Origin of the sequence: Streptomyces sp. BR1, from assembly GCF_052373795.1 — a bacterium.
Lineage (GTDB): Bacteria > Actinomycetota > Actinomycetes > Streptomycetales > Streptomycetaceae > Streptomyces.
In genome coordinates, this window is record NZ_CM126252.1 from 4,272,387 (window position 1) to 4,285,529 (window position 13,143).

The window sequence follows — 13,143 nt, forward strand, 5'->3', positions numbered from 1 at the left end:
CCGGTGCACGTAAATCAGCGGTCCAGAGGTTCAGTTCACTTAATCGACGCGTCGTCGTCATTCGGTGAATCCGCCCCCGACGTCTGGCCCCGCTGTTCTTCGTTGACTGCCACAGCCGTACTCCGTATCGACGGGGGAGAACCGTGCTCATCTCGATTGTCGTGCCCTGCTTCAACGAAGAGGAGATCATCGGCCGCTTCCATGATCAGGTGACCAAGGAAATCTCCCGGCTGGACGCGGAATTCGAACTTCTCTATGTCGACGACGGCAGCGCTGACCGTACGTTCCCGCTGCTCCAGGAGATCGCCGCCCGCGATCCGCGCGCCCGCTATGTCTCGTTCAGCCGGAACTTCGGCAAGGAGGCGGCGATGCTCGCCGGGCTGCGGCACGCCACCGGCGACGCCGTGGTGATCATGGACGCCGACCTCCAGCACCCGCCGGAGCTGATCGGCCGCATGATGGAGCTGCACGACCAGGGCCACGACCAGGTGATCGCCCAGCGCACCCGCAAGGGCGACCGCGTCACCCGCACGCTCACCGCGCGCCTTTACTACCGGCTGATCAACCGCCTGGTCGATGTGGAACTGGTCGACGGCGTGGGAGACTTCCGCATGCTCTCGCGCAGGACGGTCGACGCGGTACTCGAACTCACGGAGTACAACCGCTTCTCCAAGGGGCTCTTCGCCTGGGTCGGATTCCCCACCGTCACGTTCGGTTACGAGAATGCGGTACGGGAACAGGGGCGTTCCGCCTGGACGTTCGGAAAGCTGCTGAACTACGGCCTGGACGGGGTGATCTCGTTCAACAACAAGCCGTTGCGGGCAGCCGTCTATCTGGGCATGCTGCTGCTCGGGATCGCCACGGCGTATTCCGCGTGGATCGTCGGTGTCGCCATGGTGAACGGCGTCGACACCCCCGGATATGTCACCCTGCTCGTGGTGGTCACCGCGCTCGCCGGAGTCCAGATGGTCATGCTCGGCGTGGTCGGCGAATATGTCGGCCGTATCTATTACGAGGTCAAGCGCCGTCCGCACTTCCTGGTCCAGGCGACGAACACCCAGGCCCAGACCCCTGCCGTCCCGCAGCAGCCCGACCGCCAGCACCCCGACCGGGAGTTCGCCCGCCGATGAAGCCGGGAACCGCCACCCAGATAGTCCGCTTCGCCCTCGTCGGGGTGGTCAACACCGGTACGTACTACGTGCTTTACCTGCTCTTCCTGTCCTGGGTGCCGTACGTCGTGGCCCATGTCACGGCGTTCCTGCTCGCCATGGTCGGCTCGTTCTTCCTCAACTCGTACTTCACCTACCGCACCCGGCCCACCTGGCGGAAGTTCCTGCTCTTCCCGCTCACCAACGCGGCCAACTTCGTGATCACCACGACCGGGATGTACGTGCTGGTCGGCGTGCTTGGCATGAGCAGCACCTGGGCGCCGCTGATCGCCGCGGCGGCCGCGATTCCGGTCACCTTCGTCCTCTCCCGGACGATCATGCTGCGGCCCGAGACCCCCGGGGCGGCCGAATCGTTGGGCGAATCAGTGGCCCGGGCCACTGAGACTGCCTAGGGCCTGTCCGGTGGATCTGGCCTGGGACGCGGGGGCGTGGCACGCCCATCTGCGGCGTTGTCGTCGGTTGCCATGGCTCCGCCATGCCGCCCTCCTCCGCCTTGCAGCTGGACGCACCGCGCCCCCGCTCACCAGCGCCGAAAGGCATTCCGGACGGAAGGCGGCCAGATCCACCGGACAGGCCCTAACATCGATCACCGCAAGGTCATCAGGTCGCTGCACTGTCGCACGATCCGCCGGGAGGCTCCTTTGCACCGCCGCCGTCGCACCGCACTCGCCCTCTCCGTCGCGCTCCTCGGCGCGGGCCCACTTCTCACCGCCTGCGGCAGCGAGGCCCACCCGGGCGCCGCGGCCGTCGTCGGAGGCGACCGGATCGCCGTCTCCGCGCTCCAGGACCAGGTCAAGGACGTCCGTACGGCACAGCAGGCCTCGCCCCAGGCCGCGCAGCTGATCAAGAACACCGGCCAGCTCAGCCGCGCCAAGCTGCACGGGCTGATCTTCGACAAGGTGCTCGACCGGGCCGCCGCCGACGCCGGGGTCGGTGTCAGCCGCAAGGAGCTCCAGGACGCCCGGGCCGCGATGGCCCAGCAGGCCGGCGGCGCGCAGGCGTTCGCCGACATGCTCCTCCAGCAGCGGGGGGTCGCCCCCGACCAGATCGACGACGCGGTGCGCGAGCAGGTCCAGCTGACCAAGCTGGCCGCCGCGACCGGCGCGGACCTCGGCACCCCGCAGGGCCAGGCGGCCGTCACCAAGACGCTCGCGGACGCGTCGAAGGCGCTGAAGATCGACGTCAACCCGCGGTACGGCACCTGGGACAACAAGGCGATCCAGCTCACCGACTACAAGACGCCGTGGCTGACCCAGGTCACCAAGACCAAGCCGGACCAGCCGGCCCAGGACGCCGCCGCCACCGGGTGACGGATCGGGGCCGGACGGGTCGGGGTAGGTTCGAGAGGTGACTCTCGAAGAACCCGGCCGCGTCGTCCTGCTCACCGCCAGCCACCGCGTGGCGCCCGGGCTGCTGTCCTGGCCCGCGTGGCAGACGCTGCGCGCCGCCGACCGGGTGCTCTGCGCCGACCCCGCGCACCCTCAGCTGCCGTATCTGCGCGAGGCGGGCGTCGAGGTCACCACGGCCGCGCCCGCCGCGCAGGAGCTGGTGGAGGAGTGCGCCGGGGGTCGGACCGTGGTGGTCCTGCAGTCCGGCGAGGGCGACCGGCGGCTCACCGACGGCCTGGCCCGGCTCGCCGGTTCGGGCCGGGTCTCCATGCCGGACCTGGAGCTGCTGCCCGGCTCGTACGACCTGCCGGGCGCCCGGCTGCTCGACCTGGTCCAGGTCATGGACCGCATCCGCCGCGAGTGCCCGTGGTCGGCGCAGCAGACCCACAAGGGGCTGGCGAAGTACGCGCTTGAGGAGGCGTACGAACTGGTCGAGGCCGTCGAGGAGGGCGACCGCGACGAGCTGCGCGAGGAGCTGGGGGACGTGCTGCTCCAGGTCGTCTTCCACGCGCGTATCGCGGAAGAGGACGAAGAGGAGCCGTTCTCGGTCGACGACGTGGCCGGGACCATCGTCGAGAAGCTGATCCACCGCCACCCGCACGTCTTCGGCGACGAGCGCGCCGAGACGCCCGAGGAGGTCAAGGAGCACTGGCTGCGGCAGAAGGCGGCGGAGAAGCAGCGCGAGTCGGTGACCGACGGCGTCCCCGTCGGCCAGCCCGGCCTCGCGCTCGCCGCGAAGCTGGCGTCCCGGGTGCGCATGGCGGGCCTGGACGTCCCGCTGCCCACCGGCGAGGGCATCGGCTACCGCCTGCTCGCCCTCGCGGTCGCGGCCGAGGCCGACGGCACGGACCCGGAGGCGGCCCTGCGCGCGGCGGCCCGCGCGTACCGGGACGCGATCCGCACGGCGGAAAAGGCCTGACGGCTGTGCAGCCCTCGACTCCGCCCGGCCAGGATCCGGCCTCGGCCGACCAGAACCCCGGCTCGTCCGGCCAGGACCCGGTCGCGCCCGCTCATGGCTCGGCCCCGGATGCCGCTCCTCGTTCCTGCCCGTCCGGCGAGGACCCCGCTCCGGAAATGTTCACCTGGGAGTTCGCCACCGACCCCTACCCCGCGTACGGCTGGCTGCGCGAGCACTCGCCGGTGCATCGCACCAAGCTGCCCAGCGGTGTGGAGGCGTGGCTGGTGACCCGGTACGCGGACGCCAAGCAGGCGCTCGCCGACCAGCGGCTCTCCAAGAACCCCGCGCACCACGATGAGCCCGCGCACGCCAAGGGCAAGACGGGCATCCCGGGCGAGCGCAAGGCCGACCTGATGACCCATCTGCTGAACATCGACCCGCCGGACCACACCCGGCTGCGCCGCCTCGTGTCGAAGGCGTTCACTCCCCGTACGGTCGCCGAATTCGCGCCCCGGGTACAGGAACTGACGGATGGTCTGATCGGCCGGTTCGCGGAGAAGGGGGAGGCCGACCTCATCCATGAGTTCGCGTTCCCGCTCCCCATCTACGCGATCTGCGACCTGCTCGGCGTGCCCCGCGAGGACCAGGACGACTTCCGCGACTGGGCGGGCATGATGATCCGCCACGGCGGGGGCCCGCGCGGCGGTGTCGCCCGCTCGGTGAAGAAGATGCGCGGCTATCTGCTGGAACTCATCCACCGTAAAAGGGAGAATCCCGGCGACGACCTCATCTCGGGTCTGATCCGGGCGAGCGACCACGGCGAGCACCTCACCGAGAACGAGGCCGCCGCGATGGCCTTCATCCTCCTGTTCGCCGGTTTCGAGACGACCGTGAACCTCATCGGCAACGGGATGTACGCGCTGCTGCGCAACCCCGACCAGCGCGAGCGGCTGCAAGCCTCGCTCGCGGCGGGCGAGTCGGACCTGCTGGACACCGGCGTCGAGGAACTGCTGCGCTATGACGGCCCGGTGGAGCTCGCCACCTGGCGGTTCGCCACGAGTCCGCTGCGGATCGGCGGCCAGGACATCGCGGCGGGCGACCCGGTGCTCGTCGTCCTCGCCTCCGCCGACCGCGACCCGGACCGGTTCGAGGATCCGGACAGGCTCGACCTCGGCCGCCGCGACAACCAGCACCTCGGATACGGGCACGGCATCCACTACTGCCTGGGTGCGCCGCTGGCCCGGCTTGAGGCGAAGGCGGCGCTCGCGACGTTGCTGCGGCGCCTTCCTGACCTGCAGCTAGGGGCGGATCCTGCCGATTTGCGCTGGCGCGGCGGACTCATCATGCGCGGACTGCGCACACTCCCGGTCGAGTTCACACCCCCGTCGCACCGCCGGTAACCTGACGGTCCGTCAAAACTGTGACTTTCGCGTTATCGCGGGTGCATCGACTTGTGACAAGCGTTCGAGTAGGGCTACGTTCACCCCTCGACTCGGCAACCGGTTCACCAACCGGCTCCGCAGTCACCGACGTAGTCACACGGAAGGCCACAGCATGCGCTCCGGGAACGGACGTCACCGACGACCTCGCCAGGCTCCCGCCCTCGTCGTCGCGGCAGGGGTGACGGGCTCCGCCCTCGCGCTGCCGCTCTTCGCGGCCAGCGGCGCGAACGCGGCCTCGGCGACTACCTGGGACCGGGTCGCCGAGTGCGAGAGCGGTGGCTCGTGGAGCGCCGACTTCGGCAACGGCCTGTATGGCGGGCTCCAGCTCTCGCAGGAGACCTGGGAGACGTACGGCGGCACCGCGTACGCCGAGCGGCCCGACATGGCCAGCCGCGCGCAGCAGATAGCCATCGGCGAGAAGGTGCTCGCGGCCAAGGGCCCGAAGGCGTTCACCAGCTGCACCGAGGTCTCCGGGCTCACCAGCGGCGGCGGTACGCCGGCCGTCGACCCGGGCGCGACGCCCTCCCCGGCGCCCACGACCCCGGACGACGACGCGACGCCGTCCGCGCCCGCGAAGAAGACTCCGGCGCCGAGCACGCCCTCCGACTCCGCCTCCACCGCGCCGAAGCCGTCCACGACCCCGTCGACGGACAAGGACGGCAAGACGGGCTCGACGCCGTCCGCGCCCGCCAAGAAGACCCCGGCGCCCACCACGCCCTCCGGCTCGACGCCCGGCAAGCACCGCGGCGCTCCCGACCCGGCCGAGACCGGCGCGCCCGCGACCACCGTCCCGGGCACCACGGACGACACCCATGAGTCGCAGCCCCGCGCCTCGCGAGGTGACGCCGACTCACGTACGGCGGGCGACGCCACGACGGCGCCCGGCGACTACACCGTCCGCGCCGGCGACAGCCTGTGGGACATCTCGCGCTCGCACAAGGTCGAGGGCGGCTGGTCGGCGCTCTACAAGGCGAACCAGAAGACGATCGGCTCCGACCCGGACCTCATCCTGCCCGGCCAGAGCCTTGACCTGAACCCGACAAAGACGGACAACCCGACCATCACTCACGGGTAGTTCAGGGGCGTATGTCCACTTCTGCGCAAGTGAGACATGAGTCTCTTTCCGCCAACTGGTGTGCCCCGTACGTCCGGTACGTACGGGACGCCCCTCACCTGCGGAAACAGGCGATACGGAAGGGTGGCCGCGGGCGATTTCTCCCCGATGTGCCCCTTTGAACATCGGGGGTTGGTGTGTTTACGGTCGGAGCGCTCGTCACCACGAGCCCCTCCGACCGGAAACGCCGAATCCTGCCGTCGGTCGCGGGGGAACAGTCGACGCTTGACGCGCCGTAGGCAGGAGCGGGGGACCCAAGGTAAGTGCCGGGCCCGGCCGTTGAAGGACGCACGCCATACGGCGCGACGTACGAGACGGCCATGGACCGGCTTGGGGTGAAGACGTGCCGAAAGGCGCGACCGGGCCACTCACTCGCCCGAACCCGACAGCTCACCTCGCAGGCGTCGGTGAGGAGACACTCCATGCTGCTTTCCGGCAAGGGCAAGCACCGTCGCCCCAGCAAGGCCACCCGTATCGCCACGCTCGCCGGTGTCACCGGCGCGGCCGTCGCCGCCCCGCTGATGGCGACCGGCTCGGCCTCCGCCGCCTCCGTCGCCACCTGGGACGCGGTCGCCCAGTGCGAGTCCGGCGGCAACTGGTCCATCAACACCGGCAACGGCTACTACGGCGGCCTGCAGTTCTCGCAGTCCTCCTGGGCGGCCGCCGGCGGCACCCAGTACGCCTCGCGCGCCGACCTGGCCACCAAGGGCCAGCAGATAGCCACCGCCGAGAAGCTGCTCGCGATGCAGGGTCCGGGCGCCTGGGGCTGCGCGGGCGCGGGCAACCTGACGTCCGGTGGCGCGTCCCCGAACGTCGACACGTCGGGCTCGTCCTCTTCTTCGAAGCAGGCGGCTCCGAAGGCCGCCCCGAAGAAGGCCGCGCCGAAGGCCGCACCGGCCCCGCAGCGCGAGTCGGCCCCCGCGTCCCGTGGCGAGTCCCGCCCGGCGCCGGTCAAGACGGGCGACGGCGAGTACAAGGTCGTGTCCGGCGACACCCTCGGCTCCATCGCGGACGCGCACGGCGTCAAGGGCGGCTGGCAGAAGCTGTTCGAGCTGAACAAGGACGTCGTGAAGGACGCGAACCTGATCTTCCCCGGTCAGCAGCTCCACCTGAGCTGAGCGGTTCGGCTGCGGACCGTGCTGGGTTGCTCGTGCCCACGCGGCGGAGCCGCAAATCGATACAGCCCCGCGCCCCTAGGAGGGCCCGAAGGGCCCATTTGAGGGGCGCGGGGAACCGCGCGACAAGCCACAACGGACCCGCACGGACCGCGCAGCGGCCCGCTCAGCTGAAAGCTGAACCCGGGCCGTGGGCGGACCCCACACAGACTCCCGCCCCGACGCGTCATCCCCCGTACGCGTCGCGGCGGGGCTTTGTTTCGTTCAGGAACATTTTGCCCCCCGTTTCGTCCCACGGGCCGGTCGGTGGACTGGCCGATGCCCTGGAGACGGTTAGGCTCAGGGGTGCCGGACCACGCGGCCCGGCGTATTCGCGTCACATCCCAGAAGGAGATGCTCGTGCCGTCCATCGACGTCGTCGTAGCCCGGGAAATCCTGGACTCCCGAGGCAACCCCACGGTCGAGGTCGAGGTCGGCCTCGACGACGGCAGCACCGGCCGTGCCGCCGTCCCCTCGGGTGCCTCCACCGGTGCCTTCGAGGCCATCGAACTGCGTGACGGTGACCCCAACCGTTACCAGGGCAAGGGCGTCGAGAAGGCCGTCCTCGCCGTGATCGAGCAGATCGGCCCGGAGCTCGTCGGCTACGACGCCACCGAGCAGCGCCTGATCGACCAGGCGATGTTCGACCTGGACGCCACGGACAACAAGGGCTCGCTGGGCGCCAACGCCATCCTCGGCGTCTCCCTCGCCGTCGCGCACGCCGCCTCCGAGGCCAGCGACCTGCCGCTCTTCCGCTACCTGGGCGGCCCCAACGCGCACCTGCTCCCGGTGCCGATGATGAACATCCTCAACGGTGGGTCGCACGCCGACTCCAACGTGGACATCCAGGAGTTCATGATCGCCCCGATCGGCGCGGAGTCCTTCTCCGAGGCCCTTCGCTGGGGTGCCGAGGTCTACCACACCCTCAAGAAGGTCCTGAAGAACAAGGGTCTGTCGACCGGCCTCGGTGACGAGGGCGGCTTCGCCCCGAACCTGGAGTCCAACCGCGCTGCCCTGGACCTCATCCTTGAGGCCGTCAAGGAGGCCGGCTACACCCCGGGCAAGGACATCGCGCTGGCGCTCGACGTCGCCGCGTCCGAGTTCTACAAGGACGGCAAGTACGAGTTCGAGGGCAAGTCCCGCTCGGCCGCCGAGATGACCGAGTACTACGAGGAGCTCGTCTCCGCGTACCCGCTGGTCTCCATCGAGGACCCGCTGTACGAGGACGACTGGGCCGGCTGGAACACCATCACCTCGCGCCTGGGCTCCAAGGTCCAGATCGTCGGCGACGACCTGTTCGTCACCAACCCGGAGCGTCTGGCCCGCGGCATCGAGGAGGGCTCCGCGAACGCCCTGCTCGTCAAGGTCAACCAGATCGGCTCGCTGACCGAGACCCTGGACGCCGTCGAGCTCGCCCAGCGCAACGGCTTCAAGTGCATGATGTCGCACCGCTCCGGCGAGACCGAGGACGTCACCATCGCCGACCTCGCGGTCGCGGTGAACTGCGGCCAGATCAAGACCGGCGCCCCGGCCCGCTCGGACCGCGTCGCCAAGTACAACCAGCTGCTGCGCATCGAGGAGATCCTCGACGACGCGGCGGTGTACGCGGGCCGCAGCGCGTTCCCGCGCTTCAAGGGCTGACCCGTCTGACGGGCTGACCAGTCCTGACATGGGCCTACCGCCCTGTCGTACGTACGTCCCCGGCCGCGGTCCCGTACCGTGTCCGGGGACGTTGTACGTACGTGAGGGGAGCGGGGCGAATGGCCAAGGGCAACCGGGACCGGTTCTCCACGGCGGCCCGGCTCAAGGTGCTGGGCGAGCAGACGGCCGCCCGGGTCTACCGCTCCCAGACCAAGCGCCAGGCCCGCCGCTCCCGGCTCACCGGCCGGGCCGCGCTGCTCGCCCTGGTGATGTGCTCGCTGGTGGTGGCGCTCGCGTACCCGATGCGGCAGTACGTGTCGCAGCGCGGCGACATCACCGAGCAGCGCCGCAAGGAGCGCGAGGCGGCCGCGCAGGTCGAGCGGCTGCGCGACGAGAAGGCGCGGCTCCAGGACGACGCGTACATCAAGCGGCTCGCCCGCGAGCATCTGCACATGCAGTTTCCGGGCGAGACCGGCTACACCGTGACCGACCCGGCGGCCGGCAAGGAGCGCCGCGACGGCAAGGCCGCGACCGGCCGCGCCTGGCACTCGAACCTCTGGGACGGCGTGGACAAGGCCGACCGCCCGGCCGACTGACCCACCCGACCCACTCCAGCGACAGCCAGCTATAGATAGAGACAGAAACCCAGATGCACACCCCTCCGCCCCAGACGCCGAGCACCGAGCCGACCGCCGCGGACATCGCCGCGTTCGAGGAGCAGCTGGGCCGCCCGCCGCGCGGTCTGCGCGCGATCGCGCACCGCTGCCCGTGCGGCAACCCGGACGTGGTCGAGACGGCCCCCCGGCTGCCCGACGGCACGCCGTTCCCGACGACGTACTACCTGACCTGCCCGCGTGCGGCGTCGGCGATCGGCACCCTGGAAGCCAACGGCGTCATGAAGGACATGACGGAGCGTCTGGCGGCCGACCCGGAGCTGGCCGCGGCCTACGCCGCCGCCCACGAGGACTACATCGCCCGCCGCGACGCCATCGAGGTCCTGGAGGGCTTCCCGAGCGCGGGCGGCATGCCGGACCGGGTCAAGTGCCTGCACGTCCTGGTCGGCCACTCGCTGGTGGCCGGGCCCGGGGTGAACCCGCTGGGCGACGAGGCGATCGCGATGCTGCCGGAGTGGTGGGCGAAGGGTCCGTGCGTGAACCCCTGCGTGCCCGGGGAGTCCGACAAGTGACGACGACACGGGTCGCCGCGATCGACTGCGGCACGAACTCGATCCGCCTCCTGGTCGCGGACGTGGACCCGGCGACGGGTGAACTGGCCGAGCTGGACCGCCGGATGACGATCGTGCGCCTGGGCCAGGGCGTCGACCGCACCGGCCGCCTCGCCCCCGAGGCCCTGGAGCGCACCTTCGCGGCGTGCCGCGAGTACGCGGCGGTCATCAAGGAACTCGGCGCCGAGCGCCTGCGTTTCGTGGCCACCTCCGCGTCCCGCGACGCCGAGAACCGCGACGACTTCGTCGCGGGCGTCCTGGACATCCTGGGCGTCGAGCCCGAGGTGATCACCGGCGACCAGGAGGCCGAGTTCTCCTTCACCGGCGCCACCAAGGAGCTGCACAGCGACGGGGACTACCTGGTGGTCGACATCGGCGGCGGCTCCACGGAGTTCGTCGTCGGCTCCCGGCACGTCCGCGCGGCCCGCTCGGTCGACGTCGGCTGCGTCCGTATGACCGAACGCCACCACCCCGGCGACCCGGCCACGCCGGAGCAGATCGCGGCGATAAGGGCGGACGTGGAGGCGGCCCTGGACCTGGCCGAAGAGACGGTCCCGCTGCGCGAACCCCGCACCCTGGTGGGCCTCGCGGGCTCGGTGACGACGGTGGCCGCGATCGCCCTCGACCTCCCCGAGTACGACTCCACGGCGATCCACCACGCCCGCATCCCGTACGCGCGCGTGAAGGAGGTGACGACCGGCCTCCTCGCCTCCACCCACGCGGACCGTGAGCGGATCCCGGTCCTGCACCCGGGCCGCATCGACGTCATCGCGGCGGGCGCCCTGGTCCTGCTGGCGGTCATGGACCGTACGGGCGCGGAGGAGGTCGTGGTCAGCGAGCACGACATCCTCGACGGAATCGCCTGGTCGATCGCCTGAGAAGGCATTTGATGGCCTGACCTGCGCTGACGCGGACGAGACGAAGCGCCCCCGGCGGGATGCACCCGCCGGGGGCGCTGCCGTGCCGTGCTTGTCACCCCGGCCGGCATTCTGCCCGTGCCCTTCACCCAGAAGGCTCGTTTGCAGGCTATGAAGAAGATCATTTCATCCGCCGCACTCGCCGCCGCCAGCCTTGCCCTGGCCACCCCGGCAGCCCACGCCGCACCCGCCCCTGCCCCTGTCGCAACTTCCGCCGTGGCAACCGCACAAGCGGCCCTGGCAGGATTTACCGCCGCCCTCCCCGACCCTCCGAAGTCGGAGGTCGACCTTGTCGGCAAGACGGTCTTCGGACTCCTCCCGAAGTAGGCCGTCCGGCTCGGAGCAGAGGTACGTACGCGATGTGACAGCCCGCCCCGCAGCATCCGGGGCGGGCGGTACGGCTTCGGAAGTCCCCAGGTGGGCCCCTCGACGGCCCTGGAAGGGCCCTTCGGGGCACCCCCGCCGAGAAAGTTCGTGAAGTTCTTCACAAGGAAAACCCGCTGGCGGAGGCCATTTCGGGGTCCTGGAGGTCTCTTATGGGGGCCTTACGGCTCAGGAGGGCGCGGAACGCGTCAACGTTGGCGTGTTACGTGCGTGTGTCGCGGGGGCGTGGTCTAGCCCGTACAACACTGTGAGGGCCAGTTCAGGAGGGGTGAACAACGTCCCCCACTACACCGTGGTTCCCTCCGGACGCCATGACCTCGGTCACGTGGGCCGCGAAGTGTAGCAGAGGGCTCGTCAGACCTTGTGAAGGGGCGCACGAGCGAGGGGTGTGAGGGGGGTGGATACTCGATGGCATGAGCACCACGGAGCGTCCCCGAATCCTCGTCGTAGGCGGTGGGTACGTAGGCCTGTACGCGGCACGGCGCATTCTCAAGAAGATGCGCTACGCCGAGGCGACCGTCACGGTCGTCGACCCGCGGTCGTACATGACGTACCAGCCCTTCCTCCCCGAAGCCGCCGCAGGCAGCATCTCCCCGCGCCACGTCGTCGTCCCGCTGCGACGCGTCGTGCGCGGAGCCGAGGTGCTCACCGGCCGTGTCACCAGCATCGACCAGGACCGCAAGGTCGCCACGGTCGCGCCGCTCGTCGGCGAGGCCTACGAGCTGCCCTTCGACTACCTGGTGATCGCGCTCGGCGCGGTCTCCCGCACCTTCCCGATACCCGGCCTCGCCGAGCAGGGCATCGGTATGAAGGGCGTCGAGGAGGCCATCGGGCTGCGCAACCACGTCCTGGAGCAGCTGGACAAGGCCGACTCCACGACCGACGAGGAAGTCCGCCGCAAGGCGCTGACCTTCGTCTTCGTCGGCGGTGGCTTCGCCGGTGCCGAGACGATCGGCGAGGTCGAGGACATGGCCCGCGACGCGGCCAAGTACTACACCAACGTGAAGCGCGAGGACATGCGCTTCATCCTGGTCGACGCCGCCGACAAGATCCTCCCCGAGGTCGGGCCGCAGCTCGGCACCTGGGGCAAGGAGCACCTTGAGGGCCGCGGCGTCGAGATCTATCTCTCGACCTCCATGGACTCCTGCGTCGACGGCCACGTCGTGCTGAAGAACGGCCTTGAGGTCGACTCCAACACCATCGTGTGGACCGCCGGCGTCAAGCCGAACCCGGCCCTGGCCCGCTTCGGCCTGCCGCTCGGCCCCCGCGGCCACGTGGACGCCCAGCCGACCCTCCAGGTCACCGGCACCGACTACATCTGGGCCGCGGGCGACAACGCCCAGGTCCCGGACCTCGTCGGCCGCAAGGCGGGCAACGAGAACGCCTGGTGCCCGCCGAACGCCCAGCACGCGCTGCGCCAGGCCAAGGTCCTCGGCGACAACGTGGTCTCCGGTATGCGGGGCTTCCCGCAGAAGGAGTACAGCCACGCCAACAAGGGTGCGGTCGCCGGTCTCGGCCTGCACAAGGGCGTCGCGATGATCGTCATGGGCAAGATGAAGATCAAGCTCAAGGGCCGTCTCGCCTGGTACATGCACCGTGGCTACCACGGTCTGGCCGTGCCCACCTGGAACCGCAAGATCCGCGTCTTCGCCGACTGGACCCTCGCGATGTTCCTGAAGCGCGAGGTCGTCTCGCTCGGCGCCATGGAGACGCCGCGCGAGGAGTTCTACGAGGCCGCCAAGCCCGCTCCGGCCCCGGCCGCGAAGGTCGAGGAGAAGGCCAAGGCCTCCTGACCTCGGTCGCATGAGCAA

At 70.2% G+C, this 13,143-nt stretch carries 12 protein-coding genes and 1 riboswitch; all 12 genes read left to right on the plus strand.

All coding sequences use genetic code 11. The annotated features are described in order from the left end of the window. Positions 1 to 143: 143 nt before the first annotated feature. The 12 genes from ACT1U9_RS18660 (at position 144) to ACT1U9_RS18715 (ending at position 13,125) form a co-directional block, all read left to right on the plus strand. Positions 144 to 1,130 (plus strand): glycosyltransferase family 2 protein, encoded by a 987-nt coding sequence (locus ACT1U9_RS18660; RefSeq protein ID WP_444533857.1) that lies wholly within the window; start codon positions 144 to 146, stop codon positions 1,128 to 1,130. Further along, entirely contained in the window at positions 1,127 to 1,561 is a 435-nt protein-coding gene (locus tag ACT1U9_RS18665) for a GtrA family protein (RefSeq protein WP_444533858.1), read from the plus strand. The genes ACT1U9_RS18660 and ACT1U9_RS18665 overlap by 4 nt, the downstream gene beginning before the upstream one ends. A gap of 249 nt (positions 1,562 to 1,810) precedes the next feature. Beyond that, the gene (locus ACT1U9_RS18670) at positions 1,811 to 2,479 is read left to right on the plus strand and encodes a SurA N-terminal domain-containing protein (RefSeq protein ID WP_444533859.1); all 669 of its coding nucleotides are present in this window, start codon (positions 1,811 to 1,813) and stop codon (positions 2,477 to 2,479) included. A 37-nt stretch (positions 2,480 to 2,516) separates the two neighbouring features. Then, positions 2,517 to 3,476 carry a nucleoside triphosphate pyrophosphohydrolase gene (locus ACT1U9_RS18675; protein WP_444533860.1) on the plus strand — a complete coding sequence of 320 codons (960 nt, stop codon included), beginning with the start codon at positions 2,517 to 2,519 and terminating at the stop codon, positions 3,474 to 3,476. A 155-nt stretch (positions 3,477 to 3,631) separates the two neighbouring features. Beyond that, positions 3,632 to 4,855 carry a cytochrome P450 family protein gene (locus tag ACT1U9_RS18680; RefSeq protein WP_444539171.1) on the plus strand — a complete coding sequence of 408 codons (1,224 nt, stop codon included), beginning with the start codon at positions 3,632 to 3,634 and terminating at the stop codon, positions 4,853 to 4,855. Between the two features lie 154 nt (positions 4,856 to 5,009). Then, complete coding sequence (locus ACT1U9_RS18685) at positions 5,010 to 5,972, plus strand: transglycosylase family protein (RefSeq protein WP_444533861.1); 963 nt, start codon at positions 5,010 to 5,012, stop codon at positions 5,970 to 5,972. A 260-nt stretch (positions 5,973 to 6,232) separates the two neighbouring features. Then, positions 6,233 to 6,430: riboswitch (cyclic di-AMP (ydaO/yuaA leader) on the plus strand. Positions 6,431 to 6,433: 3 nt separating this feature from the next. Then, the gene (locus tag ACT1U9_RS18690; RefSeq protein WP_444533862.1) at positions 6,434 to 7,129 is read left to right on the plus strand and encodes a transglycosylase family protein; all 696 of its coding nucleotides are present in this window, start codon (positions 6,434 to 6,436) and stop codon (positions 7,127 to 7,129) included. 390 nt (positions 7,130 to 7,519) lie between these two features. Then, positions 7,520 to 8,806, plus strand: a complete 1,287-nt coding sequence (eno, locus tag ACT1U9_RS18695) for a phosphopyruvate hydratase (protein ID WP_444533863.1) — start codon at positions 7,520 to 7,522, stop codon at positions 8,804 to 8,806. 119 nt (positions 8,807 to 8,925) lie between these two features. Beyond that, positions 8,926 to 9,402, plus strand: coding sequence for an FtsB family cell division protein (locus ACT1U9_RS18700; RefSeq protein WP_444533864.1), 477 nt, complete (start codon positions 8,926 to 8,928; stop codon positions 9,400 to 9,402). A gap of 53 nt (positions 9,403 to 9,455) precedes the next feature. Then, positions 9,456 to 9,992 (plus strand): DUF501 domain-containing protein, encoded by a 537-nt coding sequence (locus ACT1U9_RS18705; protein ID WP_444533865.1) that lies wholly within the window; start codon positions 9,456 to 9,458, stop codon positions 9,990 to 9,992. Beyond that, on the plus strand, positions 9,989 to 10,909 hold the full coding sequence (locus ACT1U9_RS18710) for a Ppx/GppA phosphatase family protein (protein ID WP_444533866.1): 921 nt from the start codon (positions 9,989 to 9,991) through the stop codon (positions 10,907 to 10,909). The genes ACT1U9_RS18705 and ACT1U9_RS18710 overlap by 4 nt, the downstream gene beginning before the upstream one ends. 836 nt (positions 10,910 to 11,745) lie before the next feature. Then, a complete protein-coding gene (locus ACT1U9_RS18715) occupies positions 11,746 to 13,125 on the plus strand; it encodes an NAD(P)/FAD-dependent oxidoreductase (RefSeq protein WP_188277347.1) in 1,380 nt (459 codons plus the stop codon). Positions 13,126 to 13,143: the final 18 nt, after the last annotated feature.

What these genes read in the sequence shown, in the direction of transcription:
- ACT1U9_RS18665 (WP_444533858.1), top strand. Translation starts at nt 1,127, where the DNA reads ATGAAGCCGGGAACCGCCACCCAGATAGTCCGCTTCGCCCTCGTCGGG.
- ACT1U9_RS18680 (WP_444539171.1), top strand. Translation starts at nt 3,632, where the DNA reads ATGTTCACCTGGGAGTTCGCCACCGACCCCTACCCCGCGTACGGCTGG.
- ACT1U9_RS18685 (WP_444533861.1), top strand. Translation starts at nt 5,010, where the DNA reads ATGCGCTCCGGGAACGGACGTCACCGACGACCTCGCCAGGCTCCCGCC.
- ACT1U9_RS18690 (WP_444533862.1), top strand. Translation starts at nt 6,434, where the DNA reads ATGCTGCTTTCCGGCAAGGGCAAGCACCGTCGCCCCAGCAAGGCCACC.
- eno (WP_444533863.1), top strand. Translation starts at nt 7,520, where the DNA reads ATGCTCGTGCCGTCCATCGACGTCGTCGTAGCCCGGGAAATCCTGGAC.
- ACT1U9_RS18700 (WP_444533864.1), top strand. Translation starts at nt 8,926, where the DNA reads ATGGCCAAGGGCAACCGGGACCGGTTCTCCACGGCGGCCCGGCTCAAG.
- ACT1U9_RS18705 (WP_444533865.1), top strand. Translation starts at nt 9,456, where the DNA reads ATGCACACCCCTCCGCCCCAGACGCCGAGCACCGAGCCGACCGCCGCG.
- ACT1U9_RS18715 (WP_188277347.1), top strand. Translation starts at nt 11,746, where the DNA reads ATGAGCACCACGGAGCGTCCCCGAATCCTCGTCGTAGGCGGTGGGTAC.